This window comes from Streptomyces sp. LUP30 (genome assembly GCF_001746365.1).
Classification (GTDB): Bacteria; Actinomycetota; Actinomycetes; order Streptomycetales; family Streptomycetaceae; genus Streptomyces.
This window is the reverse complement of record NZ_MJAJ01000050.1, coordinates 1-25292: the sequence shown is the minus strand read 5'-3', so window position 1 is coordinate 25292 and position 25292 is coordinate 1. Positions and strand designations below refer to the sequence as shown.

20 protein-coding genes are annotated in these 25292 nt (G+C 71.0%); 1 reads left to right on the top strand and 19 read right to left on the bottom strand.

The features are described 5' to 3' along the window. Positions 1-27: 27 nt before the first annotated feature. The 5 genes from BG482_RS31490 to BG482_RS31470 all read right to left on the bottom strand — a co-directional run bounded on the left by BG482_RS31490 (position 28) and on the right by BG482_RS31470 (position 4756). On the bottom strand, positions 28-1614 hold the full coding sequence (locus BG482_RS31490; protein ID WP_069772597.1) for a Na+/H+ antiporter: 1587 nt from the start codon (positions 1612-1614) through the stop codon (positions 28-30). Positions 1615-1680: 66 nt separating this feature from the next. Continuing rightward, entirely contained in the window at positions 1681-2151 is a 471-nt protein-coding gene (locus BG482_RS31485) for a GNAT family N-acetyltransferase (RefSeq protein WP_069772596.1), read from the bottom strand. Beyond that, positions 2148-3092, bottom strand: a complete 945-nt coding sequence (locus BG482_RS31480; protein ID WP_069772595.1) for an RluA family pseudouridine synthase — start codon at positions 3090-3092, stop codon at positions 2148-2150. Before BG482_RS31480 ends, BG482_RS31485 begins: the two co-directional genes overlap by 4 nt. 94 nt (positions 3093-3186) lie before the next feature. Then, positions 3187-3783, bottom strand: a complete 597-nt coding sequence (gene lspA / locus BG482_RS31475) for a signal peptidase II (protein ID WP_069772594.1) — start codon at positions 3781-3783, stop codon at positions 3187-3189. A gap of 67 nt (positions 3784-3850) precedes the next feature. Further along, complete coding sequence (locus BG482_RS31470) at positions 3851-4756, bottom strand: TraR/DksA family transcriptional regulator (RefSeq protein ID WP_069772593.1); 906 nt, start codon at positions 4754-4756, stop codon at positions 3851-3853. A 606-nt stretch (positions 4757-5362) separates the two neighbouring features. Between BG482_RS31470 and ileS the strand changes: the two genes are divergently transcribed. After that, positions 5363-8506, top strand: coding sequence for an isoleucine--tRNA ligase (ileS, locus tag BG482_RS31465; protein ID WP_069772592.1), 3144 nt, complete (start codon positions 5363-5365; stop codon positions 8504-8506). 482 nt (positions 8507-8988) lie between these two features. Here ileS and BG482_RS31460 read toward each other — a convergent pair whose 3' ends face one another. The 14 genes from BG482_RS31460 to BG482_RS31395 all read right to left on the bottom strand — a co-directional run. Beyond that, positions 8989-10242 carry a DivIVA domain-containing protein gene (locus tag BG482_RS31460; RefSeq protein WP_069772591.1) on the bottom strand — a complete coding sequence of 418 codons (1254 nt, stop codon included), beginning with the start codon at positions 10240-10242 and terminating at the stop codon, positions 8989-8991. 52 nt (positions 10243-10294) lie between these two features. Continuing rightward, complete coding sequence (locus BG482_RS31455; protein ID WP_020129925.1) at positions 10295-10579, bottom strand: YggT family protein; 285 nt, start codon at positions 10577-10579, stop codon at positions 10295-10297. A gap of 52 nt (positions 10580-10631) precedes the next feature. Next, positions 10632-11273 (bottom strand): cell division protein SepF, encoded by a 642-nt coding sequence (locus BG482_RS31450; protein ID WP_069772590.1) that lies wholly within the window; start codon positions 11271-11273, stop codon positions 10632-10634. A gap of 128 nt (positions 11274-11401) precedes the next feature. Further along, positions 11402-12121 carry a YggS family pyridoxal phosphate-dependent enzyme gene (locus BG482_RS31445; protein ID WP_069772636.1) on the bottom strand — a complete coding sequence of 240 codons (720 nt, stop codon included), beginning with the start codon at positions 12119-12121 and terminating at the stop codon, positions 11402-11404. Positions 12122-12126: 5 nt separating this feature from the next. Further along, on the bottom strand, positions 12127-12855 hold the full coding sequence (gene pgeF, locus BG482_RS31440; protein WP_069772589.1) for a peptidoglycan editing factor PgeF: 729 nt from the start codon (positions 12853-12855) through the stop codon (positions 12127-12129). After that, complete coding sequence (ftsZ, locus tag BG482_RS31435) at positions 12852-14048, bottom strand: cell division protein FtsZ (protein ID WP_069772588.1); 1197 nt, start codon at positions 14046-14048, stop codon at positions 12852-12854. The genes pgeF and ftsZ overlap by 4 nt, the downstream gene beginning before the upstream one ends. Positions 14049-14325: 277 nt before the next feature. Beyond that, complete coding sequence (locus BG482_RS31430) at positions 14326-15120, bottom strand: cell division protein FtsQ/DivIB (RefSeq protein ID WP_069772587.1); 795 nt, start codon at positions 15118-15120, stop codon at positions 14326-14328. Between the two features lie 26 nt (positions 15121-15146). Beyond that, positions 15147-16244 (bottom strand): undecaprenyldiphospho-muramoylpentapeptide beta-N-acetylglucosaminyltransferase, encoded by a 1098-nt coding sequence (gene murG / locus BG482_RS31425; RefSeq protein WP_069772586.1) that lies wholly within the window; start codon positions 16242-16244, stop codon positions 15147-15149. Between the two features lie 6 nt (positions 16245-16250). Continuing rightward, positions 16251-17615 (bottom strand): putative lipid II flippase FtsW, encoded by a 1365-nt coding sequence (gene ftsW / locus BG482_RS31420; RefSeq protein ID WP_069772585.1) that lies wholly within the window; start codon positions 17613-17615, stop codon positions 16251-16253. A gap of 87 nt (positions 17616-17702) precedes the next feature. Next, the gene (gene murD / locus BG482_RS31415) at positions 17703-19130 is read right to left on the bottom strand and encodes a UDP-N-acetylmuramoyl-L-alanine--D-glutamate ligase (RefSeq protein ID WP_069772584.1); all 1428 of its coding nucleotides are present in this window, start codon (positions 19128-19130) and stop codon (positions 17703-17705) included. Next, positions 19112-20185, bottom strand: coding sequence for a phospho-N-acetylmuramoyl-pentapeptide-transferase (mraY, locus tag BG482_RS31410; RefSeq protein ID WP_069772583.1), 1074 nt, complete (start codon positions 20183-20185; stop codon positions 19112-19114). The genes murD and mraY overlap by 19 nt, the downstream gene beginning before the upstream one ends. Continuing rightward, the gene (murF, locus tag BG482_RS31405; protein ID WP_069772582.1) at positions 20182-21612 is read right to left on the bottom strand and encodes a UDP-N-acetylmuramoyl-tripeptide--D-alanyl-D-alanine ligase; all 1431 of its coding nucleotides are present in this window, start codon (positions 21610-21612) and stop codon (positions 20182-20184) included. Before murF ends, mraY begins: the two co-directional genes overlap by 4 nt. Before the next feature lie 4 nt (positions 21613-21616). Next, entirely contained in the window at positions 21617-23287 is a 1671-nt protein-coding gene (locus BG482_RS31400) for a UDP-N-acetylmuramoyl-L-alanyl-D-glutamate--2,6-diaminopimelate ligase (RefSeq protein WP_370745931.1), read from the bottom strand. A gap of 124 nt (positions 23288-23411) precedes the next feature. Then, on the bottom strand, positions 23412-25292 hold a 1881-nt coding region (locus BG482_RS31395), incomplete at its 5' end, for a penicillin-binding protein 2 (protein WP_176741520.1).

Sequence of the window (25292 nt, the reverse complement as noted above, 5' to 3'; positions counted from 1 at the left end):
CTCCCGGCCGCCCACGGACCGTCCGCCTCAGCGCAGGCTGCGCACGTCCAGATGCCGCAGCACCCGGTCCACGATCTCGGGGTCGGCGCCCGCCTCGCTGCGCGCCGCCACCACCTCGTGCCGTGCCGCGCTCAGCATCTCGTTCTGGATACGCCGCACCCGCTTGAGGCGGCGCACCCGCTGCTCGTGCCCCTCGCGCCGCTCGTCCTCCCCGACGTCCGGGCTGATGCGCAGCCCGATGTCGAAGGCGCGCCGCAGCATCTGCTCGGAGAGCTCCTCCGAGAGGTCCTCCTCGGACTCGATCTCGCGCAGCCGCCGCTTCGCCGCCTTCGCGGCCCGCACCGCCAGTTCCTTCTCGAACGCCTTCTCCCGGTCGGTGTCCGACTGCACGTCGAGCCGCTTCACCAGCCACGGCAGGGTGAGCCCCTGCAGCACCAGCGTCGCCATGATCACGCCGAACGCGATGAAGATGATCTCGTCCCGGTCGGGGAAGGGGCCCCCGTCGTCGGTCTTCAGCGGGACGGCCAGCGCCAAGGCCACCGAGGCCACCCCGCGCATCCCCGCCCACCACATGACGGTGGTCTCCCGCCAGTTCGTCGGGATGTCCTCCAGGTGGTCCTTCCGGGCGTGCAGCCGTTGCGTCAGCCAGGTCGCCGGCATCAGCCACAGCAGCCGGACGACGACGACCACCGCCACGATCACGCCCGCCCACCCGAGCATCTCCCCCCACCGTCCGGAGGCGGTGCGGAGCGCGTTGTGCAGCTCCAGACCGATCAGTCCGAAGGCGACGCCCGTGACGAGGGTGTCGATGATGTCCCAGAACGTGTGGCCGGCCAGCCGGGTCAGCACGTCGTCGGGGTCGGTGGCGTACTCGGAGAGGAACAACGCGGTGGTCAGCACGGCCAGCACCCCGGACCCGTGGAACTCCTCCGCCAGCACGTACGAGGCGTACGGCACCAGCAGCGTCAGTCCGATCTGCAGCGTGGTGTCCCCGAGGACGTCCAGCAGCCGGTTCGCGCCCCACCCGAGTGCGACGCCCACGGCCACCGCCACCACGGCGGACAGCACCAGGTCGAGACCGGCCCGCCACGGCGAGAACGCCCCGCTCACGGCCGCCGCGATCGCGACGTGGTAGAGCACGATGGCCGTGACGTCGTTGAACAGTCCCTCGCCCTCCAGGATGGACACCAGCCGGCGGGGCAGGCCGAGCTGCCCGGCCACGGCGGTCGCCGCCACGGGGTCGGGCGGCGCGACGAGCGCCCCCAGCGCGACGGCGGCGGCGACCGGCAGGCCCGGCACGATCGAGTGGGCCACAGCGGCCACGCAGATCGTCGTGACGAAGACCAGCGCCACGGCGAGCAGGAAGATGGGCCGCACGTTCGCCGCGAACTGCCGCCACGAGGTCCGCCGCACCGCCGCGTACAGCAGCGGCGGCAGCAGGAGGGGCAGGATCAGGTCGGGCGGGATGTCCACGTTGGGCACGAAGTCGAGCACCGCGAGGAGGATGCCGAGCAGGGTCATCAGCACCGGCGCGGGCAATCCCAGCCGGTCCCCCACGGGGACGCTCACCACGGCCCCGAGCAACAGGACGAACAACAGGGCCAACTGGTCCACGGTCAGCGCTCCGGGTCTAGACGATCAAGAACATCCGGACCCCCAGCGTCGCACGCCCGCCGTCCCCTACAGCGAACGCCGCATGGACCGGTGCGGAATGCCCGCCTCCAGGTCCTCCGGCCCGTAGGGCGTGTACCCCAGCCGTTCGTAGAATCCCAGCGCCTGCGTCTGTGCGTGCAGGTCCACCGCCGCGAGTCCCCGCGCGCGTGCGGCCTCCTCGATGCCCCGCACCAGGGCGACGCCGACGCCCAGCCCGCGCGCCTCACGGGTCACGGCGAGCCGTCCGAGCGAGCCCACCGACGGATCGCCGGTCCGGGCCGCTGCCGCCTCGCCGTACAGCAGCCGCCCGGCGCCGAGCGGCCGTCCGTCCTCGCCGACCGCCAGCAGGTGCACGGCGACGGCGTCGTACTCGTCGTGCTCCAGGTCCTCGGGCACACCCTGCTCGCCGACGAAGACCTCCTTGCGGACGGCGAAGCACGCCTCCCGGTCGAGCAGGTCCTCGGCGACGCGCACCACGTAGGCCCGCGTGCCGCTCATCCGTAGGTTTCCTCGCGGACCTGGTCGAGAGCCTTGGCCAGGTCCTCGGGGTAGTCGCTGGCGAACTCCGCCCACTGTCCGTCCCCGGGGTGCTCGAAGCCCAGTCGTACGGCGTGCAGCCACTGCCGGGTCAGCCCGAGCCGCTTGGCGAGGGTGGGGTCGGCGCCGTACGTCAGGTCGCCGACGCAGGGGTGACGGTGGGCGGCCATGTGCACACGGATCTGGTGCGTGCGGCCCGTCTCCAGCTTCACGTCCAGCAGGGAGGCCGCGCGGAAGGCCTCGATCAGGTCGTAGTGCGTGACGGACGGCTTGCCCTCGGCGGTGACCGCCCACTTGTAGTCGTGCTGGGGGTGGCGGCCGATGGGGGCGTCGATGGTGCCGCTGGTCGGGTCGGGGTGGCCCTGGACGAGCGTGTGGTAGCGCTTGTCGACCGTGCGCTCCTTGAACTGGCGCTTCAGCGACGTGTACGCCCGCTCCGACTTGGCGACGACCATCAGACCGGACGTGCCGACGTCGAGCCGGTGCACGATGCCCTGGCGCTCGGCCGCGCCGGAGGTGGAGATCCGGTAGCCGGCGGCGGCCAGTCCGCCGATCACCGTCGGCCCGCTCCAGCCGGGAGACGGGTGCGCGGCCACGCCGACCGGCTTGACGATGACGACCACGTCGTCGTCGTCATGGACGATCTCCATGCCCTCGACCGGCTCGGCGACGATCTGCACCGGCGCCGGGGCCTGTGGCATCTCGACCTCCAGCCAGGCGCCGCCGCTGACCCGTTCGGACTTGCCGACCACCGAGCCGTCGACCATGACCTTCCCCGCCGCGGCCAGCTCGGCGGCCTTCGTACGGGAGAAGCCGAACATGCGGGAGATGGCGGCGTCGACGCGCTCGCCCTCCAGGCCGTCCGGCACGGGCAGGGTACGGATCTCGGGAATCGTGCTCACCCGTCGAGTATGCAGGACGGGCACGACACCGCCGTACGGGCCTGTGGACGAGCGCCCCGGATCCCGGGCGGATCCAGGTCGCCGCCGGGCGGTCTCAGTCCTTGTGGACGGTCCCGTCCGGGTCCAGTCCCCGGAAGGACAGGAGCACGATCAGGATGCCGCCGCACACGATCGCCGAGTCGGCGAGGTTGAAGACCGCGAAGTGCTTCGGCGCGATGAAGTCCACGACCGCGCCCTCGAAAACCCCCGGCGTGCGGAAGATCCGGTCGGTGAGGTTGCCCAGCGCACCGCCCAGCAGCAGGCCCAGGGCGATCGCCCAGGGCAGGCTGTAGAGCTTGCGGGCGAGCCGGGCGATCACCACGATCACGGCCGCGGCGATCACCGTGAAGATCACGGTGAAGGCCTCGCCGAAGCCGAAGGCCGCACCGGCGTTGCGGATGGCCTCCAACCGGAGCCAGTCCCCGGCGATCTCGATCGGCGCGTGATGCTCAAGCCTGGCGACCACGAGCATCTTGCTCGCCAGGTCGAGCGCGTAGGCGAACGCGGCCACGACGAAGAGCACGGCGATACGGCGCTTGCCCCTGGGCCGCGACCCGGTGCTCTCCTGCCCGCCCGGTCCGGACGACTGCTCCGGCTCGGATCCCGTCTCTGGGGTGTCCGGCGTACCGATGACGCGCTCCGCCTCTGCCACGTGAGTCCCTCAACCTAGGTGCCTGACTGAGGACGAGGGTACGTCACACCCCCCGGCCGCCAGGCGATCAGTACCGGCGCTCCTGCTTCTGCTTGCACTCGACGCACAGGGTGGCCCGCGGGAAGGCCTGCATCCGGGCTTTGCCGATGGCGTTCCCGCAGTTCTCGCACAGTCCGTAGGTGCCGGCGTCCAGCCGCTCCAGGGCGTGCTCGGTCTGGATCAGCATCTCGCGCGCGTTGGCGGCCAGCGCCAGTTCGTGCTCGCGCGTGATGTTCTTGGTGCCGGTGTCGGCCTGGTCGTCGCCGGCGCCGTCCCCCGAGTCGCGCATCAGGCCCACCAGGGCCGTCTCGGACGCGGCCAGTTCCGCGCGCAGCCGCTCCATCTCGGACTGCAGCTCCGTGCGCGCCTCCTCGACCTCCTCGGGAGTCCAGGGCTCCTCGCCGGGGCGTACCGCGAGCTCGCCCGGCTCCGCCGCGGCGAGGCGCGCCTTGGGGACGGCGGTCTTCGCCGCCGTGGCCGTACCCGGAGTCTTCTTCGCAACCACAGTCGTGGCTCCCGTCTGCTCCGCGGCCGAGGCCGCGCCCACCTTCTTGGCCGTGTTCTTCCTGCCCGCGCTCGTCGCGGCCACGCCCTTGGCACCGGCGACCTTCTTGGCCGCCGCCTTCTTGGCGGCGGTCTTCCCGGCGGCCGCCTTCGCGGGGACCGCCTTCTTCGCAGTCGTCTTCCTGGCGGTCGTCTTCCTCGCGACGGCCTTCTTGGCGACCGCCCGGTCGGCGACCGCCTTCTTCCCGGCGCCCTCGTGCGGGGCGGTCCCCGCCGCGGCGGCCTTCTTCGCCGCCGCCTTCCCGGCCGCGGCCGCCTTCCCGGCCGCCGTCTTCACGGTTCGCCCGGCCTTCAGTTCCTCGGCCGCGCCGGAGGCACCCGTGTCCCTGTCGGACGCCGACTGCTGAACGGCGGTCTTTTTCGCCACCATGGCCGCGGCCCCTTCACATATTGTGATCTTGCACGCGAATCGTGCTGGGACGATAAATCGACTTGGAGCCCGCGGCAACGGGGCGCACCGCCCGATTCGCCCGCCTCGCGCACGCCACGCGGCAAGCCTGCCTGCGTTGTGCCCAGCTCCCCGCCGGGTAATCCGCCGACCCGGACGTCCCGCGATCCGAACACGCACACCACCGCATTCAGCCACCATTCGGGGCATCTGGCACCCGCTCGCCCGCCGAGCCCGCCACCCCCGTAAACCGGTCGGCCGCTGTCGTCGTCGAGCCGTACACTGGGCGCAGCGAGAAGCGTGGATGGGGACGAGTAGCGGCGTACGCAGCCCAGAGCGACCCGGGGACGGTGGAAGCCCGGGGGCGAGCGCGACGCGAAGATCACCCCGGAGCCGCCGGAAGAAGACCCCCCAGGGGTTGGTAGACCCGGCATCGCGACCCCAATGAGGGGGCTCACCGGAGCGCAGGACGCCCCGGAGGGCCAAGGAGGGTGGTACCGCGGGAGCGCGCCGCACACGGCGTAGACAGGCAAGAAGGCTCTCGTCCCTCCGACGGAAGGCAGCACGTCCGCCGGAGGAAGCTCGCAGATGACAACGCCGCAGTACCGCCAGGTGCCCGCCCAGGTCGACCTGCCCGCCCTCGAGCACGCGGTGCTCGACTTCTGGCGCGAGCAGAAGATCTTCGCCAAGAGCCTGGAGCAGTCCGAGGGCCGCCCCGAGTGGGTGTTCTACGAGGGCCCGCCCACCGCGAACGGCATGCCGGGCGCCCACCACATCGAGGCGCGCGTCTTCAAGGACGTCTTCCCCCGCTTCCGCACCATGCGCGGCTACCACGTGGCCCGCAAGGCCGGCTGGGACTGCCACGGCCTTCCCGTGGAGCTGGCGGTCGAGAAGGAGCTCGGCTTCAGCGGCAAGAAGGACATCGAGGCGTACGGCATCGCCGACTTCAACGCCCGGTGCCGCGAGTCCGTGCTGCGGCACACCGACGCCTTCTCCGAGCTGACGACCCGCATGGGCTACTGGGTCGACCTCGACGACGCCTACGTCACGATGGACCCCGAGTACATCGAGTCGGTCTGGTGGTCGCTGAAGGAGATCTTCGACAAGGGCCTGCTGGTCCAGGACCACCGCGTCGCCCCCTGGTGCCCCCGATGCGGCACCGGCCTGTCCGACCACGAGCTGGCCCAGGGCTACGAGACGGTCGTCGACCCGTCCGTGTACGTCCGTTTCCCGCTCACCTCCGGTCCGCTCGCCGGCCAGGCAGCGCTCCTGGTGTGGACGACGACCCCGTGGACCCTGGTGTCCAACACGGCCGTGGCCGCGCACCCGGAGGTCACCTACGTCGTGGCCACCGACGGCGAGGAGAAGCTCGTCGTCGCCGAGCCGCTGCTCGCCAAGGCGCTCGGCGAGGGCTGGGAGTCCACCGGCCAGACCTTCACCGGCGCCGAAATGGAGCGCTGGACCTATCAACGTCCGTTCGAGCTCGTGGAGTTCCCGGCCGAGGCGCACTACGTCGTCAACGCCGAGTACGTCACCACCGAGGACGGCACCGGTCTGGTCCACCAGTCCCCCGCCTTCGGCGAGGACGACCTCAAGGTCTGCCGCTCCTACGGGCTGCCCGTGGTGAACCCGGTCCGCCCGGACGGCACCTTCGAGGAGTCCGTCCCGATGGTCGGCGGCGTCTTCTTCAAGAAGGCGGACGAACAGCTCACCGAGGACCTCCAGCAGCGCGGCCTGCTGTTCAAGCACATCCCCTACGAGCACAGCTACCCGCACTGCTGGCGCTGCCACACCGCGCTGCTGTACTACGCGCAGCCGTCCTGGTACATCCGCACGACGGCCGTCAAGGACCGCCTGCTGCAGGAGAACGAGAAGACCAACTGGTTCCCCGACACGGTCAAGCACGGCCGTTTCGGCGACTGGCTGAACAACAACATCGACTGGGCCCTGTCGCGCAGCCGCTACTGGGGCACCCCGCTGCCGATCTGGCGCTGTGAGGACGACCACCTCACCGTCGTCGGCTCGCGCGCGGAGCTCACCGAGCTCACCGGCACGGACCAGTCGGAGCTGGACCCGCACCGCCCGTTCATCGACGCGGTCACCTTCGTCTGTCGGCACGAGGGCTGCGGGAAGACGGCCACGCGCGTGCCGGAGGTCATCGACGCCTGGTACGACTCGGGTTCGATGCCGTTCGCGCAGTGGGGCTACCCGTACAAGAACAAGGACCTGTTCGAGTCCCGCTACCCGGCGCAGTTCATCTCCGAGGCCATCGACCAGACGCGCGGCTGGTTCTACACACTGATGGCGATCGGCACGCTGGTCTTCGACGAGTCCAGTTACGAGAACGTCGTCTGCCTCGGTCACATCCTCGCCGAGGACGGCCGCAAGATGTCCAAGCACCTGGGCAACATCCTCCAGCCGATCCCGCTGATGGACCAGCACGGCGCCGACGCGGTCCGCTGGTTCATGGCGGCCGGCGGTTCCCCGTGGGCGGCCCGCCGGGTGGGCCACGGCACCATCCAGGAGGTCGTCCGCAAGACGCTCCTGACGTACTGGAACACGGTCGCCTTCCAGGCCCTGTACGCCCGTACGTCGGGCTGGGCGCCCAGCGGGGCCGACCCGGCCCCGGCCGACCGCCCGCTGCTCGACCGCTGGCTGCTGTCCGAACTCCACGCCCTCACCGACCAGGTGACCCAGTCGCTGGAGGCGTACGACACCCAGCGCGCCGGCAAGCTGCTCTCCGCGTTCGTCGACGACCTGTCCAACTGGTACGTCCGCCGCTCCCGCCGCCGCTTCTGGCAGGGCGACAAGGCCGCGCTGCGCACCCTGCACGAGGTCGTCGAGACGGTCACCAAGCTGATGGCGCCGCTGACCCCGTTCATCACCGAGCGGGTCTGGCAGGACCTGATCGTGCCGGTCAGCCCCGGCGCCCCGGAGTCCGTGCACCTGTCGTCCTGGCCCGAGGCGGACCTCGCGGCGATCGACCCGGAGCTGTCGAAGCACATGGTCCTGGTCCGCCGCCTGGTGGAGCTGGGCCGCGCCACCCGCGCGGAGTCGGGCGTGAAGACCCGCCAGCCGCTGCGCCGCGCCCTGGTCGCCGCCGCCGGGTTCGACGCCCTCTCCCCCGAGCTGCACGCGCAGATCACGGAGGAGTTGAACGTCGAGTCGCTGGCCTCGCTGTCCGAGGTGGGCGGGTCGCTGGTCGACACGACGGCCAAGGCCAACTTCCGCGCCCTGGGCAAGCGGTTCGGCAAGCGGGTCCAGGACGTGGCCAAGGCGGTCGCGAACGCCGACGCGGCCGCGCTCTCCCTCGCCCTGCGTGAGGGCACCGCGTCGGTGGAGGTCGACGGCGAGACGGTCGCCCTGGCCCCCGACGAGGTGATCATCACCGAGACCCCGCGCGAGGGCTGGTCGGTGGCGTCCGACTCCGGCGCCACGGTCGCCCTGGACCTGGAGATCACCGAGGAACTGCGCCGCGCGGGCCTGGCCCGCGACGCGATCCGCCTGATCCAGGAGGCCCGCAAGAACAGCGGTCTCGATGTCGCCGACCGCATCGCGCTGCGCTGGAGCGCGAGCGACCCGGCGACCGTCGACGCCCTCTCCGGGCACGCCGGTCTCATCTCCGACGAGGTCCTCGCCACGGACTTCGCCCAGGGCGAGGCGGACGACTCCTACGGCACTCCGTTCACGGACGAGGCCCTGACGCTGACGTTCCGCCTGCGCAAGGCGTAAGACCGCACGACGCGGGGCCCGGATCCCTCAGGGAGCCGGGCCCCGCGCACGTCGCCACGGCCCCGTTCACGACGCAGACGGTGTACGACAACAGGTCCGGGCGGACGGTCGCCGTCCCCCGGAGCCGACGGCGGCGCGGACATCTCGCGTGGCGCCCGACATCACCCCGGCGACCCGCGGCCGAAGCTCGCCGCGGCGGCGCCCTCCCGGCGTGCCCGGTGCTGCCCGAGGTCCGCGCGCACGACCGGTGCCGCACCCCGGCCGATCCGGACCCGACAGCCGCCTCCTCCTTCCGGAAGTCCGCGCGCACGACGGCTCTGCGCCGGCCGGCCCGTCCTGTGGCCGCTCCCGTTTCCGCCGCCCCTTGGCACGCAGGCCGGCGGTACTCGGTCGCAACGCGCGTAAAAAGGGCGGGACCCCGGATGGTGATCCGGGGTCCCGCCCTTTGAACGCTGCCGACGCCTAAGGCGTACTACTGGCCGTCAGTTGTCGTCCTCGTCGATGAGGAAACCGCGCATCGGCGAGGGAGCCTGGCCCATCGGGGAGGGACCCTGCGGACGTACCGGAGCCATCGGCTGAGTCATCGCCGGGGACATCTGCTGCTGACCGCCGTAGGACGGAGCGGCCGGGCTGGGAGCGCCCATGCCCGGGTTGCTGCCGTAGGACGGGGCGCCGGCGCCGGCCGGAGCCATCGAGGGCGCCGGGGACGGCGGCAGGGAGGCCGTGGCCGGGGTGCGCGGCGGAGCGAGCGAGTCGTCGGCCTGGGTCTCCAGCTGACGCAGCTGGGACTCGAGGTACGACTTCAGACGCGTGCGGTACTCGCGCTCGAAGCCGCGCAGGTCCTCGACCTTGCGCTCCAGCGTGGCGCGGGCAGACTCCAGGGAGCCCATCGCGACGCGGTGCTTCTCCTGCGCGTCCCGCTCCAGGGCGTCGGCCTTGGCACGGGCGTCGCGCTCGAGACCCTCGGCACGCGAACGCGCCTCGCCGACGATCTTGTTGGCCTCGGAACGCGCCTCGGCGATCGCCTGGTCGGCGGTCTGCTGAGCCAGCGAGAGGACACGAGCGGCGCTGTCGCCACCCGGACCCTGACCGGGGCCGCCCATCGGACCGCCCATGGGGCCGCCCATCGGGCCACCCATCTGCTGCTGCATGGGGGGCTGGCCACCCATGCCCTGGCCACCCATGCCCTGGCCCATGGGGCCCTGGCCCATCGGACCCTGACCCATCGGGCCGGGCCCCTGCGGGCCACCCTGTCCACCGGGACCGGCGGGCAGCTGCGGCGCACCGCTCGGCAGCTGGGGCGGGCCACCCATGGGGCCGCCCATCTGCTGCTGCGGCGGGCCAGATATGCCGGCGGGCACCGGAGCGCCCGGACCTCGCATACCCTGCTGCGGCATGCCCTGCGGAGGCATCCCCTGCTGCGGCATGCCGCCTTGCTGCATGCCACCCTGCTGCATACCGCCCTGCTGCATACCGCCTTGCTGCATGCCACCCTGCTGCATGCCGCCCTGCTGCTGGTCCTGCTCGGGGGGCTTGCGCATGTTCTGCTGGTTCTGTGCAGCCGCGCGCGTGGCCGCGGCCAGTTTGGCGCGCAGGTCCTCGTTCTCGCGGAGCAGGCGCGTCAGTTCGGCTTCGACCTCATCGAGGAAGGCATCGACCTCGTCCTCGTCATAGCCTTCTCGGAGGCGGACGGTCGTGAACTGCTTGTTCCGCACGTCCTCGGGGGTCAACGGCATCTCTTCACCTCAACGTAGTCGTCGGCATCGGCAAGACGGTAGTTCACATCGCTCACAGCCGGCTCACGATCGAGATCAGGATGTAGACGATGATCATCAGTACGAAGAAGGACAGGTCGAGCGCCACGCCCCCGAGACGCAACGGCGGGATGACCCGCCGCAGAAGCTTGAGCGGTGGATCGGTGACAGTGTAAGTGGCCTCCAGAACGACCACCATCGCCTTGCCGGGCTGCCATGAGCGGGCGAACTGGAAGACGTAGTCCATGACCAACCGGAAGATGAGCACGATGAGGAAGACCATCAGCGCGATGTAGACGACATCCAGGACCACGCTCATGTTCGGTGCTTCCCTCTCCCCTGCTCTGTACTGCTTGTTCCGGTCGTGCGTCTCAGCTCTGGTTGAAGAACCCGCCCTCTGCGATGCGGGCCTTGTCCTCCGCCGTGACATCGACGTTAGCAGGCGACAACAGGAACACCTTCTGCGTCACCCGCTCGATGCTGCCGTGAAGACCAAACACCAAACCGGCCGCAAAGTCGACAAGTCGCTTCGCGTCCGTGTCATCCATCTCAGTGAGATTCATGATCACCGGGGTGCCCTCACGGAAGTGTTCCCCGATGGTACGGGCCTCGTTGTAGGTCCGGGGGTGAAGCGTGGTGATCCGGTAAGGCTCTCGTTCGGACACGACCTTGGGCATGATCACCGGTGCGTTCTTCTCCAGGGACTGACGTTCTTGTGTGATGGATGCCACGGGCGCGATACGCGCCGGGCGTCCTGATTCCGCGGGGAGCGAAGCGGATCGGGCCACCGGCTCACGCGGAGCGGGCGGCTGCACGATTCGCACCTCTTCGTCCCTTTGGGACTGGTGCGCACCGTGTGACTGGTGGGACGGCTCATGTCGCCGGTGATCCCGCTCGGGTTCCGGGTCGAGCTCGGGTTCGAAGTCGTCATCGGGGTCGAATCCCCGGCCGTCGTACCCATCGTCCTCCACGAGGCCGAGGTAGACCGCCATCTTGCGCATCGCGCCGGCCATGCTCTGAGTCCTCCGCTCTGTGGTGGATCGACTTCCGACTGCCAAGTCCCGCGATCCACGTGGCCCTTGTGTCCGCCTTTCGGCGGTAATGACCATATTTTCTACTGTGGTCCGACTTCCTGGCGACGTTACCCGAGCCTGGGGCGGACTCCGAGTACCGCGGTACCGACGCGTACATGTGTCGCTCCGGCCGCCACGGCCTCCTCGAGGTCCGCACTCATCCCTGCCGAGACCATGTTCGCAGCCGGATGGGCTCGCCGCAGGTCAGTCGACAAATCCATCAACCGCCCGAACGCCGCGCGTTGGCGCCCCGCGTACTCCCCGGTCAGAGGTGCGACGGTCATCAGTCCGTCGATCCGCAGCCCCGGGGAGCCGGCGATCAGATCGGCCAACTCCGCGACGCCGCCCGGGGCCACGCCACCGCGCTCGCCCCGCTCGCTCGCCCCGGCGTCGAGGGCGACCTGGACGAGACAGCCCACCTCACGGCCGGCCCGTACGGCCTCCTTCGACAGGGCCGTCACCAGCCTGGCGCGGTCCACGGACTGCACCACGTCCGCGTAACCCACCACGGACCGGACCTTGTTGGTCTGCAACTGCCCCACGAAATGCCAGCTGAGCGGCAGGCCGGAGCATTCGGTCGCCTTGGGCGCCGCGTCCTGGTCCTTGTTCTCGGCGACGTGCCGCACGCCGAGTTCCGACAGGATCCGCACGTCGCTCGCCGGGTAGGTCTTGGTGACCACGATGAGGGTCACGTCCTCCCGGGCGCGCCCGGCCGCCGAGCACGCGGCGGCGATGCGCTCGCGCACCTTCGCCAGATTCGCGGCGAGTTCGTCCTCACGGTCCGTCATGTGCATCAGTCCAGCCAGACATATCCCGCGAGTCGCCCCGTGGTGCGATCGCGGCGGTACGAGAAGTGATCGTCCGACTCCCGTGTGCACACGGGCGAGGCCGACCGGTCGCGCACGCCGAGCCGGTCGAGCTGCGCGTGCACACCGGCGGTCACGTCGACCGCGGGAGTGCCCCAGCTCGTCTCCGCGTGCGCGGCCGGCTCGACGGCGGCCACCTCGGCGCGCATCGCCTCCGGCACCTCGTAGCACCGGCCGCACACGGCCGGGCCGCTGCGGGCCACGATCCGGGCGGGGTCGGCGCCGAGCGAGCGCATCGCGTCGATCGCGGCGGGCACGATCCCGGCGGCCATCCCGGGCCTTCCCGCATGGGCGGCGGCGACCACCCCGGCCACCGGGTCGGCGAGCAGCACCGGCACGCAGTCCGCCGTCAGCACGGCGAGGGCGAGTCCGCGGGTCGCGGTCACCAGGGAGTCGACCGCGGGGACGTGCGAGGCGGTCCACGGTCCGGTGACCTCGGCCACCTCGTTGCCGTGCACCTGGTTCATCCAGACGACCCGGTCCGGGTCGAGCCCGAGCGACTTGGCCGCCAGTTCACGGTTGGTCCGCACGGCGTCGGGGTCGTCGCCGACCGCTCCGCCGAGGTTGAGCTGGTCGTACGGAGCGGCGCTCACCCCGCCCCACCGGTCGGTGAAGGCGAAGTGCGCGCCGCTCACGCTCTCGCGCTGTCCTATCACTTCAGGAAGTCCGGCACGTCCAGTTCCTCGGCCGCGCTGTCGGTGTAGGTCCGCGACGGCGGCACCGGCGGGGAGACCGAGAGGTCGGCCGCCGGCTCGGGGGCCGGCTCCGGCTCCTCCTTCGGCGTGACGCTGCCGAGCGAGCCGAACGACGGACGGCTCTCGGGCTGCCGTACCGGAGTGGGCTCCTCACGGCGGGCCGAGGCCGAGGACGACCCCATGACGGTCTCGCGGCGGGCCGGGGGCTGGCCCCCGTCGAAGCCGGCCGCGATCACGGTGACCCGGACCTCGTCACCGAGCGCGTCGTCGATGACCGCGCCGAAGATGATGTTGGCCTCGGGGTGGGCCGCCTCGCTGACCAGCTGGGCGGCCTCGTTGATCTCGAACAGACCGAGGTCGGAGCCGCCGGAGATGGAGAGCAGCACACCGCGGGCGCCGTCGATGGAGGCCTCGAGGAGGGGCGAGGAGATCGCCATCTCGGCGGCGGCCACCGCGCGGTCGTCCCCGCGGGCCGAGCCGATGCCCATGAGGGCCGAACCGGCCTCGGACATGACCGACTTCACGTCGGCGAAGTCGAGGTTGATCAGGCCGGGGGTGGTGATCAGGTCGGTGATGCCCTGGACACCCGAGAGCAGGACCTGGTCGGCCGACTTGAAGGCGTCCAGGACCGAGACCTGGCGGTCCGAGATGGACAGCAGCCGGTCGTTGGGGATGACGATGAGGGTGTCGACCTCTTCGCGGAGTTCGGCGATGCCGTCCTCGGCCTGGTTGGCGCGGCGCCGGCCCTCGAAGGTGAAGGGGCGGGTGACCACGCCGATGGTGAGGGCGCCGAGGTTGCGTGCGATGTTGGCCACGACGGGTGCGCCGCCGGTGCCGGTGCCGCCGCCCTCGCCGGCCGTCACGAAGACCATGTCGGCCCCCTTGAGGACCTCCTCGATCTCCTCGCGGTGATCCTCGGCCGCCTTGCGGCCGACGGCCGGGTTGGCGCCGGCGCCGAGTCCGCGGGTGAGTTCGCGGCCGACGTCGAGCTTGACGTCGGCGTCGCTCATCAACAGCGCCTGCGCGTCGGTGTTGATGGCGATGAACTCGACGCCCTTGAGACCGACCTCGATCATCCGGTTGATGGCATTGACACCACCGCCGCCGACACCGATGACTTTGATGACTGCGAGGTAGTTCTGCGGTGCTGCCACGTCGAAGGCCTCTCGCCTCGAGTTACGTGTCGTCGCCTCGCAGGTGATGCGATTCGACGACTGATGCCGAATGGGACGGTCCGTTTCGCCGACCCGAACCCTAACGCTGAAGTTTAGGGTTACCAGTGTGTCCGTTCCTTGAAGTCTTCTGAACAGGACACTAAGTCGACAAGTGGCGCCCGTTCAACGAACACGCCGAACCTCCCGTTTTTCTTTTCACCCTATGTGATCAGCCGTGTCACTGCCCAACCAGGGTGCTGGCCTGCGCGAATGTGCGTCAACTCCCCGATGACGCAGGGGCGGTGGGAGCGCTGACATCGAAGTGCCGCGCGGACGGGGCCGCTTTCATGAGAGCGGTCAGTGCACGGCCCTTCGCGGCCCCGTTCTCGGCGCTCCCCCAGGCGACCGTGCGGCCGCGTGCCAGCTCCAGCGAGATGTCGTCGTAGGAGCGGACCTTGACGACCCGGGTCTCCCGCGCGACGGCGGCCGGAAGGGAACCGGCCGCCGCGACGGCCTCCCGCACCAGTCGCTCCTCGCCGAAGCGGCGCAGACTCGCGGCGGCCGAACGCGAGGAGGAAACGGCCGTTTCGAGAAGCGGCACCCCTGCGGGGGCTTCGGAAACCGTGGCGAAACGGACGCCTTCGTCGTCCACTTCCACGAACTTCGACCCTTTTCGCACCAGCAGAACCGGAGTGCGTTCGGTCACTTTCAGGTCGATCCCGTGCGGCCAGGAACGGAGCACCTCCACCGAGTCGATCCGGGGCAGTTCCCTGCGCAGCCGGGCCTCGATCGCGTCGGTGTCCACGGAGATCAACGGCGCACCGACGGGTACGTCGGCGGCCTCGCGCACCTGCTGCGGCGTCAGCACCGCGGTGCCCGAGACGGCGACGCTGCGCACCCGCAGCCACTGCGAGCCGTACAACGCCCAGACGACGCCGGCGCCCAGGAGCACGACGACGAACGCCAGGATGATGATCGTACGAAGCCGACGCGGCCCCAGCCGCCGGACGAGGGGCGGGCCGGACGACTCCTGCTGGCGTGCACCGCGCTCGGCGGTGACTGATCCGGCCACGCTCCCTGCCCTTTCGTCAGACGTGCCTAACGGTGTGCACGAGAGGCGGCGATCGCCTCGTACACCAGGCCGACGAGCAGGTCGTCGGCGTCCCGGCGGCCGAACTCGCTGGCCGCGCGGGACATCTCGTACAGCCGGTGCGGGTCGGCGAGGACGGGCAGGACGGTCTCCCGGACCCACTCGGGGGTCAGTTCCGCGTCGTCGACCAGCAGTCCGCCGCCCGCCTTGACCACCGGCTGGGCGTTCAGCCGCTGTTCGCCGTTGCCGATGGGCAGCGGGACGTAGGCGGCCGGCAGTCCGACGGCGGAGAGCTCGGCGACGGTCATCGCGCCCGCCCGGCAGAGCATCATGTCGGCGGCGGCGTACGCGAGGTCCATCCGCTCGACGTACGGTACCGGGATGTACGGGGGCATCCCCGGCATCTGCTGCACATGCGGCAGTTCGTTCTTCGGCCCGACCGCGTGCAGGATCTGGATGCCGGCCTGCTGCAGCCAGGGCGCGACCTGCTGGACGACCTCGTTGAGGCGGCGGGCGCCCTGCGAGCCGCCGGAGACCAGCAGGGTCGGCAGGTTGGGGTCCAGGCCGAACATGTGCCGGGCCTCGGGGCGGGCCGCGGCGCGGTCCAGGGTGGCGATGGAGCGGCGCAGCGGGATGCCGATGTAGCGGGCGTCGCGCAGCTTGCTGTCGGGCGTGGAGACGGCCACCCGGGCCGCGTAACGTGAACCGATCTTGTTGGCCAGGCCGGGGCGGGCATTGGCCTCGTGGACGACGATCGGCACGCCGAGGCGCTTGGCGGCGAGGTAGCCGGGCAGGGCCACGTAGCCGCCGAAGCCGACGACCGCGTCCGCCTTGGTGCGCTCCAGGATCTGCTCGGCGGCCTTGATCGTGCCGCGCAGCCGGCCCGGGACGGTGATCAGCTCAGGGGTGGGCTTGCGCGGCAGCGGCACGGCGGGGATCAGCGCGAGCTCGTAGCCCCGCTGCGGAACGAGCGTGGTCTCCAGGCCGCGCTCCGTGCCCAGGGCCGTGATCCCCACACCGGGGTCCTGCCTGCGCAGGGCGTCCGCGAGGGCGAGCGCGGGCTCGATGTGGCCGGCGGTCCCCCCACCAGCGAGTACGACATGCACCGAAATTCACCGCTCTCCGGACGGGCGCGCCGCCGAGGCACGCCGTCGCATCGTGTTCCATCTCCGGGGACTCCGGTCGAACGCGGAGCCCCCCGACCCCCGCTTTCTACCAAAACGGGGGTGCCGCATCGCAAGCGCCGCCCGCGCAGCGGGCTCGTCGCGTGCGAAGGCGATCAGGAGCCCGATGGCGAACATGGTCGGAAGCAGGGCGGAGCCCCCGTAGGAGAACAGCGGGAGGGGGACGCCGGCGATCGGCAGCAGGCCGAGCACCGCACCGATGTTGATCACCGCCTGAGCGGTGATCCAGGTGGTCACACCTCCCGCGGCGTACCTCACGAAGGGGTCCTCCGTGCGTCCGGCCACGCGGATACCCGCATAGCCTAGAGCCGCGAAGAGGGCGAGCACCGACAGCGTCCCCGCCAGGCCCAGTTCCTCACCGGTGACGGCGAAGATGAAGTCGGTGTGCGCTTCGGGGAGTTGGCCCCATTTCTCCACGCTGGCGCCGAGTCCGGAGCCGAAGATCCCGCCGGAGGCGAGGGCGTAGATCCCGTGCACGGCCTGCCAGCAGGCGTCGCCCGGGCCGGGGTCGGTGGCGCCGATGCACTGCAGGCGCGCCATGCGGTTCGGGCTGGTCTTGATGAGGATCACACCGAGGGTGGCGGCGACCGACAGGACCCCGACGAAGAGCCGGGTGGGCGCCCCCGCCAGCCACAGCAGGCCGAACAGGATCGCCGTCAGGATGATCGCCGTGCCCATGTCGCCGCCCAGCATGATCAGCCCGAGCAGCATGAAGGCGACCGGCACCAGCGGCACCAGCATGTGCTTCCACTGCGCGAGCAGATTCCTTTCCTGTTTGCGGGCGAGCAGATCGGCGCTCCACAGCACCAGCGCGAGCTTGCCGAACTCGCTGGGCTGGATCTGGAAGGAGCCGCCGAGCGAGATCCAGTTCTGGTTGCCGTTGACCGACATCCCTATCCCCGGCACCTGCACCAGGGCCATGAGGAAGACGGCGCCCGCGAGGATCGGATAGGCGAGCCCGCGGTGCAGTTTCACCGGCATCCGCGACGCGACGAGCAGCAGCACGGCGCCGATGGAGGCGGCCAGGAACTGTTTGCGGAAGAAGAACGAACCCGGCAGCGACATCTGCAGCGCGGTGATCTGGGAGGCCGAGTAGACCATCACGAGGCCCAGCACGGTGATCAGCAGGCTGCCGCCGAAGATCAGGTAGTAGGCCGTCAGCGGGCGGTCCCAGGCCTTCTTGACGCGCGTGTGGAGCCGCCGTACGGGGTTGTCGCGGCCCGCCCGGGAAGGGGTCGGCGGTCGGCGGACGGCCCGCTGGACGGGCGGCCGCCCGGTACGGCTACCAGGCATCTGCCGCTCCGCACCCGCGATGTCCGCTGTACGTCGGCCGTGACGGTCCCACGCGTCCCTCCCAAGGTCGCCCGGCTGGCGGCCGGGTCAGGCGCCGAGTTCGCGAACGGCCTGTGCGAACGCGTCACCGCGCTGGTTGTAGTTGACGAACATGTCCATGGAGGCGCAGGCCGGGGCGAGGAGCACCGTGTCGCCTGCGACGGCGAGGCGCCGGGCCTCCTGGACAGCCGCGAGCATCGCCCCAGTGTCGGTCCGGTCGAGGTCGACGACGGGTACTTCCGGGGCGTGTCGCGCCAGGGCTTCACGGATCAGGGCCCGGTCGGCGCCGATGAGCACCACGGCGCGAAGGCGGGTGGCCGACTCGGCCACGAGCTCGTCGAAGGTCGCGCCCTTGGCGAGTCCGCCCGCGATCCAGACGATCGACCGGTAGGCCGCCAACGAGGCTTGTGCCGCATGCGTGTTGGTGGCCTTGGAGTCGTCGACGTAGGCGACGCCGTCCACGTCCGCCACGTGGGCGATGCGGTGGGCGTCCGGCGTGAAGGCCCGCAGACCGTCCCGGACGGCCCTGGGGGGCACCCCGAAGGCCCGTGCGAGGGCCGCCGCGGCAAGGGCGTTGGCGATGTTGTGCGGGGCGGGCGGGTCGACGTCGGCGACCTCGGCGAGCTCCTGGGCGTTCTTCTGCCGGTTCTCGACGAAGGCGCGGTCGATCAGGATGCCGTCCACCACGCCGAGTTGGGACGGGGCGGGCGCTCCGAGGGTGAAGCCGACGGCCCGGCAGCCCTCCTCGACGTCCGCCTCGCGCACCAGGTCCTCGGTGGCCTTGTCGGCCACGTTGTACACACAGGCGATCTGGTTGCCCTCGTAGACGCGCCCCTTGTCCCTGGTGTACGCCTCCATGGAGCCGTGCCAGTCGAGGTGGTCGGGGGCGAGGTTGAGGACGGCGGCGGAGTGGGCGCGCAGCGAGGGCGCCCAGTGCAGCTGGTAGCTGGAGAGTTCGACGGCGAGGACGTCGTACTCCTCGTTCCCGACCACCGCGTCCAGCAGTGAGACGCCGATGTTGCCGACGGCGGCCGTGCGCAGGCCGGCGGCCTCGAGGATCGAGGCCAGCATCCGGGTGGTGGTGGTCTTGCCGTTGGTGCCGGTGACGCAGAGCCAGGGGGCGGCCGGCCTGCCGTCCAGCCCCCTGAGCCGCCAGGCGAGTTCGACGTCGCCCCAGACCGGCACCCCGGCCGCGTGCGCCGCCGTGAACAGCGGCTTGTCCGGCTTCCAGCCGGGGGCGGTGACGACGAGTTCGGTGCCGTCGGGCAGGGTGTCGCCGTCGCCGAGGCGCACGGTCACGCCCAGCGCCTCCAGTTCGGCGGCCTGCTCCCGCGCGCGGGCGTCGTCGCCGTCGTTGACGACGGTGACGTGTGCGCCGAGCCCGTGCAGCACCTTGGCCGCCGGGACGCCGGAGACGCCGAGCCCGGCGACGGTGACGTTCTTGCCCTGCCAGTCGGTCACTTGTCCGCTGCCCATCCCGCGTAGAAGAGACCCAGTCCGACGATCACACAGATGCCCTGGATGATCCAGAAGCGGACCACGACCAGGACCTCGGACCAGCCCTTGAGTTCGAAGTGGTGCTGCAGTGGCGCCATGCGGAAGACGCGCTTGCCGGTGAGCTTGAAGGAGCCGACCTGGATGACCACCGACATGGTGATCAGCACGAACAGGCCGCCCAGGAGGGCGATCAGCAGCTCGGTGCGGGAGCAGATCGCGAGACCGGCGAGCACGCCGCCGAGCGCCAGCGAACCGGTGTCGCCCATGAAGATCTTGGCCGGGGACGTGTTCCACCACAGGAAGCCGAGGCAGGCGCCCATCAGCGCGGAGGCGATGACCGCGAGGTCCAGCGGATCGCGCACCTCGTAACAGGCGCTGGGGTTGGTCAGGGTCTCGCCGTTGGCGCAGGACTCCTGGAACTGCCAGACGCCGATGAACGTGTAGGCGCCGAAGACCAATACGGAGGCGCCGGTGGCGAGACCGTCCAGGCCGTCCGTCAGGTTCACGCCGTTGGACATCGCCAGGATCATGAACAGCGCCCAGACCACGAACAGCACGGGGCCGATCGTCCAGCCGAAATCCGTGATGAACGACAGCTTGGTGGAGGCGGGCGTGTTGCCCCGGTTGTCGGAGAACTGCAGCGACAGCACGGCGAAGGCGATGCCGACGATCAGCTGACCGGCCATCTTCGCCTTGGCCCGCAGACCCAGCGAACGCCGCTTGACGATCTTGATGTAGTCGTCCAGGAAGCCGACCAGGCCCATGCCGCACATCAGGCCCAGCACCAGCAGACCGGAATAGGTCGGCGGCTTGCCGGTGATCACCTTGGACAGGAAGTACGCGGCGACCGTCGCGAAGATGAAGGCGATGCCGCCCATGGTCGGCGTACCGCGCTTGCTGGCGTGCTCGCGCGGACCGTCGTCGCGGATGTACTGGCCGTAGCCCTTGCGCGCCAGCAGCTTGATCAGCAGCGGCGTGCCGACCAGCGTCAGGAAGAGGCCGATCACACCCGCGAACAGGATCTGATTCATCATCGGGCCGCGACCTCACCCTCGGTGCCGGTCGCGAGCAGCGCCTGCGCGACACTCTCGAGGCCGACCGAACGGGACGCCTTCACGAGCACGACGTCCCCCGGGCGCAACTCGCTGCGCAACAGGTCGACAGCCGCCTGTGCGTCGGACACGTGCACCGACTCCTCACCCCACGAACCCTCGTTATATGCGCCCAGTTGCAGCCAGGCGGCTTCCCTGCCCCCGACCGCGACGAGCTTGCCGACATTGAGCCGGACGGCGAGCCGTCCGACCGCGTCGTGCTCGGCGAGCGCCTCGTCCCCGAGCTCGGCCATCTTGCCGAGCACCGCCCAGGTCCGGCCCCCCCTTGCCTGTGAGGCTTTGCCCATTGCGGCGAGCGCGCGCAGAGCGGCTCGCATGGACTCGGGGTTCGCGTTGTAGGCGTCGTTGACGATCGTCACGCCGTCCGGGCGCTCGGTGACCTCCATCCGCCAGCGGGAGAGGGAGCCCGCCTCGGAGAGCGCGGTGGCGATCTCTTCCGCGGACATGCCCAGCTCATGGGCGACGGCGGCCGCGGCGAGCGCGTTCGACACGTGATGCTCACCGTACAGGCGCATGGTCACATCGCTGCACCCGGAGGGTGTGCGAAGGCTGAAGGCGGGCTGTCCGCTGTCCGTGAGTCGCACGTTCTCGGCCCGAACGTCCGCTTCGCCGGACTCTCCGAAAAGGACCACCTTCGCCTGTGTACGGGAGGCCATGGCGCGGACCGCGGGGTCGTCCGCGTTGAGGATCGCGATTCCGCCCTCGCTCGCCGACGGAAGGGCCTCGACCAACTCGCCCTTTGCCTGTGCGATCTGTTCGCGGCCGCCGAACTCGCCGATGTGGGCGGTGCCGACGTTCAGCACGAGGCCGATCCGCGGGGGCGTCAGACCGGTGAGGTAGCGGATGTGCCCGATCCCGCGGGCCCCCATCTCCAGCACGAGGAACTTCGTCTCCTCGGTGGCCGACAGCGCCGTCAGCGGCAGCCCGATCTCGTTGTTGAGCGAGCCGGGCGTGAACACGGTCGGCGCCTTGCGCCGGAGCACCTGGGCGATCAGGTCCTTGGTGCTGGTCTTGCCGGCCGAGCCGGTGAGCCCGACGAGGGTCGCGCCGAGCGTGTGCACGACGTGCCGGGCCAGGGCGCCGAGGGCCGCCTGGACGTCGTCCACGACGATCGCCGGGACGCCGACGGGCCGTGACGCCAGTACGGCCGCCGCGCCCGCCTCGACGACCTGGGCCGCGTAGTCGTGGCCGTCCACGCGTTCGCCGACGAAGGCGACGAAGAGGCTGCCGGGCTCCACCTCTCGGGAGTCCCGGACGACCGGTCCGGTGACCCGCACGGACGGATCCGGTATGTCGTGCGTCTGCCCGCCGACGACTGCTGCGATCTCGGCGAGGGAGAGGGCGATCACAAGTTCATCCCTGGGTCTGCTGGATAGCTTCGCGAAGCACCTGGCGGTCGTCGAACGGACGGACGACGCCGGCGATGTCCTGGCCCTGCTCATGGCCCTTGCCCGCGACCAGCACGGTGTCCCCGGTGTGCGCGCGGGCCACGACCGCGGAGATGGCGGCGGCCCGGTCCTCGAACAGCAGGATCTCGCCGCGCTCGTGCGCGGGCACGGACGCCGCGCCCTCGAGCATGGTCGCGAGGATCGCGAGCGGATCCTCGGAGCGGGGGTTGTCGGAGGTCAGTACGGCGGTGTCGGCGAGCCGGGCGACGGCGGCGCCCATCGGGCCCCGCTTGGTGCGGTCCCGGTCGCCGCCGCAGCCGAGGACGACGTGCAGGCGCCCCTTGGTGACCTTGCGCAGTGCGCGCAGGACCGACTCGACGGCGTCCGTCTTGTGGGCGTAGTCGACGACCGCCAGATAGGGCTGTCCGGCGTCCACCCGCTCCAGGCGGCCCGGCACGCCCGGCACGGCGGCGACGCCGTCGGCGGCGGTCTGCGCGTCGATGCCGGCGGCGGCGAGGGCGACGATCGCGGCGAGCGTGTTGGCCACGTTGAAGGAGCCGGGCAGCGGCGACCTGGCGGCCGCCCGCACCCCGCCCGGGCCCACGACGGTGAACGTCGAGTCCATCGGGCCGATCTCGACGTCCACCGCGCGCCAGTCGGCGTCCGGGTGGCCCTCGGCGGAGAAGGTGACGACCGGGACCTCCGCCTCCTCGATCAGCCGGCGGCCGTACGCGTCGTCGAAGTTGACCACGCCGAGTTTGCTGCGTTCCCGGGTGAACAGCCGCGCCTTGGCCTGGAAGTAGTCCTCCATGCCGGAGTGGAACTCCATGTGCTCCGGGCTGAGGTTGTTGAACACGGCGATGTCGAAGACGCAGCCGTCGACCCGGCCGAGGACCAGGGCGTGGCTGGAGACCTCCATGGCGACCGCCTCGACGCCGCGCTCGCGCATGACGGCGAACAGGGCCTGCAGATCGGTGGCTTCGGGGGTGGTGCGCTCGGACTTGATGCGCTCGTCGCCGATCCGCATCTCCACGGTGCCGATGAGCCCGGTGGACCTGACCGCCTTCAGGCCGCCCTCGACGAGGTACGCGGTGGTGGTCTTGCCCGAGGTGCCGGTGATGCCGATCTGGAGCAGGCCGCGGCCGGGGCGCCCGTAGATCGTGGCCGCCAGCTCGCCCATCTGCCCGCGCGGGTCGTCGACGACCAGGGCCGGCAGGCCGGCCGCGGCGACGCGCTCGGCGCCCGCCGGATCGGTCAGCACGGCCACCGCGCCCAGGCTCGCGGCCTGGGTGGCGAAGTCGGCGCCGTGCAGGCGGGCCCCCGGAAGGGCGGCGTACAGGTCGCCGGGGCGGACCGCGCGCGAGTCATGGGTGATGCCCGTGACCTCGACTGCGGCGCTCTCCGGCTGCGCGGCGCCCAGCTGATCGGCGAGGTCCGCGAGGGGTGTGGCGGAGACCTGGGCCGGCCGCGGCGGTCCCGGATATGTCACGGAAGCGCCCTTCTGGGTGGTTTGGGACTGATCAGCGTGTGGCACGGCGGTGAGCGTACCGGGCGCACCCGCCCGGGGGCGAAGCGAGGGCGCGGCGGGGGACGCGGGCGGTGCGGGTTTCCCGGGGTCGGGAGTGATCATGGTCACGGGCTCGGTTCCTGGCTTGTTCGGCGCTGAACAGTGGCGGGCGGGGGTCGTGGGCGGGCGGGGGAGGCTCGGCCGGGTGCTCCTCCCGGGCGCCCCGTCGGGGCGGCCCGGTCGGACGCGGCCGTCAGGGCGTGAAGGAGACCGGGAGGTTCGCGGCCTTCGCCCCGGTCGGTGGGACCTGCAGGGTCTTCAGGGCGAACTCCATGACCTGCTTGAAGACGGGACCGCAGATCTGGCCGCCGAAGTAGCTGCCCTCGGTGGCGTTCTGGATCGCGCAGTACACGGTGATCCGGGGGTTGTCGGCGGGCGCGAACCCGGCGAACGACGAGGTGTAGCCCTTGTAGGTGCCGGTGGCCGGATCCACGCGGTTGGCGGTGCCCGTCTTGCCCGCGACGCGGTAGCCGGGGATGCGCGCCTTGGCGCCGGTTCCCTGCTCGTCGTCCACGACCGACTCCAGCATCTGGGCGAGGGCCTTCGCCGTCTTCTGGCTGACGACCCGCGACCTGGCGGGCGGCTGGGCCGCGGTGAAGCGACCGTCCGGCCCCCTGGCGCCGCGCACCAGAGTGGGCGCGACGCGGACCCCGCCGTTGGCGATCGTGGAGTACACCGAGGCCGCCTGCAGCGCGTTGAGGGACATGCCCTGACCGAAGGGGATCGTGTACTGCTGCGAGGTCGACCACTTGCCGGGCGCGGCGAGGATGCCCTTGGTCTCGCCGGGGAAGCCGAGCCCGGTGTGGCTGCCGATGCCGAACTTGCGCAGGTACGAGTACAGGACCCGGTTGGCCTCGGCCTGCGTCTTGCCGAGCTGTCCGGTGGCCAGGATGGTGCCGATGTTGCTGGACTTGGCGAGCACGCCGTTGAGCGTGAGGTACCAGGTGGCGTGGTCGACGTCGTCCTGGAACAGCCGGTCGCCGCGGTGCAGCCGGTTGGGCACGGTGACATGGGTCAGCGGGGTGGCGGCGTTCTCCTCCAGCACGGCGGCCATCGACATGACCTTGGCGGTGGAGCCGGGCTCGTAGGCGTCCTGGACGGCCGGGTTGCCCAGGTCCGCGGCATGGGCCTTGGAGAGGTCGTTGGGGTCGAAGCCGGGCGAGTTGGCCATCGCGAGGATCTCGCCGGTGCGCGTGTCCTGCACTATGACGTAGCCGCGGTCCGCCTTCGACTGCTCGACCTGGTCGGTGATGGCGTTCTGCGCGGCCCACTGGATGTCGCGGTCGATCGTGAGCTCGACGTCGGAGCCGGGCACCGCCGGGGTCTCGGTGGAGCCCGCGGTGGGCACCTGTCGTCCGCCGGACTGGGCGTAGCGGATCTTGCCGTCCTTGCCGGCCAGGGTGGCGTTCAGCTGCTGCTCGACGCCTCCGCCGCCCTTGCCGTCGGCGTTGACCCAGCCCAGTATCCCGGCGGCGAGGTCGCCGTTGGGGTACACGCGCTTGCTGCTGGGCACGGAGAAGACCCCGGCGAGGACGTTGACCGTGGTCTTGTCCGTCTCCGACTTGGCGGAGAGCGCGGACCTCAGGTCCCTGATCTGCTTCCAGACCTGGGGGGTCTGCCGGCCGGCGAGCTTGACGTAGCGCAGGTCGCGGTCCTTGGGCCGCAGCTTCCTGACGAGCGCGGCCTGGTCCTGGCCGAGGATGGGCGCGAGCAGGGCGGCCGCCTGCTCCGGTCCGTCGTCGATCTTGAGTTGCGGGCGGGCGAACATCGTGGGGTCGGCCGTGATGTCGTAGGCGTCCTCGCTGGTCGCGAAGGCCACACCGGTGCGGTCGGTGATCTCGCCGCGCTCGGCGGCCAGCACCTGGCCGACGTACCGGTTCTGCTCGGCCTTGGCGGTGTAGCTGCTCGCGTCGACGGCCTGCACCTGCAGAAGGCGGACCACGAAGGCGAGGAGCACCAGCGTCAGCGCGAGGGCGACCATGCGCAGCCGGGGCCGGGGGCTGCCGAGCCTGAGGACGCGCGGGGCCGCGGGGCGGGGGCCGGCGGGCGGGCGGCGGGCCGGGCGGCTGCCGGG

Excerpts from the sequence above, each read along its gene's own strand:
- BG482_RS31485 (WP_069772596.1), bottom strand. The coding sequence starts at position 2,151 with ATGAGCGGCACGCGGGCCTACGTGGTGCGCGTCGCCGAGGACCTGCTC.
- BG482_RS31470 (WP_069772593.1), bottom strand. The coding sequence starts at position 4,756 with ATGGTGGCGAAAAAGACCGCCGTTCAGCAGTCGGCGTCCGACAGGGAC.
- ileS (WP_069772592.1), top strand. The coding sequence starts at position 5,363 with ATGACAACGCCGCAGTACCGCCAGGTGCCCGCCCAGGTCGACCTGCCC.
- BG482_RS31460 (WP_069772591.1), bottom strand. The coding sequence starts at position 10,242 with ATGCCGTTGACCCCCGAGGACGTGCGGAACAAGCAGTTCACGACCGTC.
- BG482_RS31455 (WP_020129925.1), bottom strand. The coding sequence starts at position 10,579 with ATGAGCGTGGTCCTGGATGTCGTCTACATCGCGCTGATGGTCTTCCTC.
- BG482_RS31450 (WP_069772590.1), bottom strand. The coding sequence starts at position 11,273 with ATGGCCGGCGCGATGCGCAAGATGGCGGTCTACCTCGGCCTCGTGGAG.
- BG482_RS31445 (WP_069772636.1), bottom strand. The coding sequence starts at position 12,121 with ATGACGGACCGTGAGGACGAACTCGCCGCGAATCTGGCGAAGGTGCGC.
- ftsW (WP_069772585.1), bottom strand. The coding sequence starts at position 17,615 with ATGCCTGGTAGCCGTACCGGGCGGCCGCCCGTCCAGCGGGCCGTCCGC.
- murD (WP_069772584.1), bottom strand. The coding sequence starts at position 19,130 with ATGGGCAGCGGACAAGTGACCGACTGGCAGGGCAAGAACGTCACCGTC.
- mraY (WP_069772583.1), bottom strand. The coding sequence starts at position 20,185 with ATGATGAATCAGATCCTGTTCGCGGGTGTGATCGGCCTCTTCCTGACG.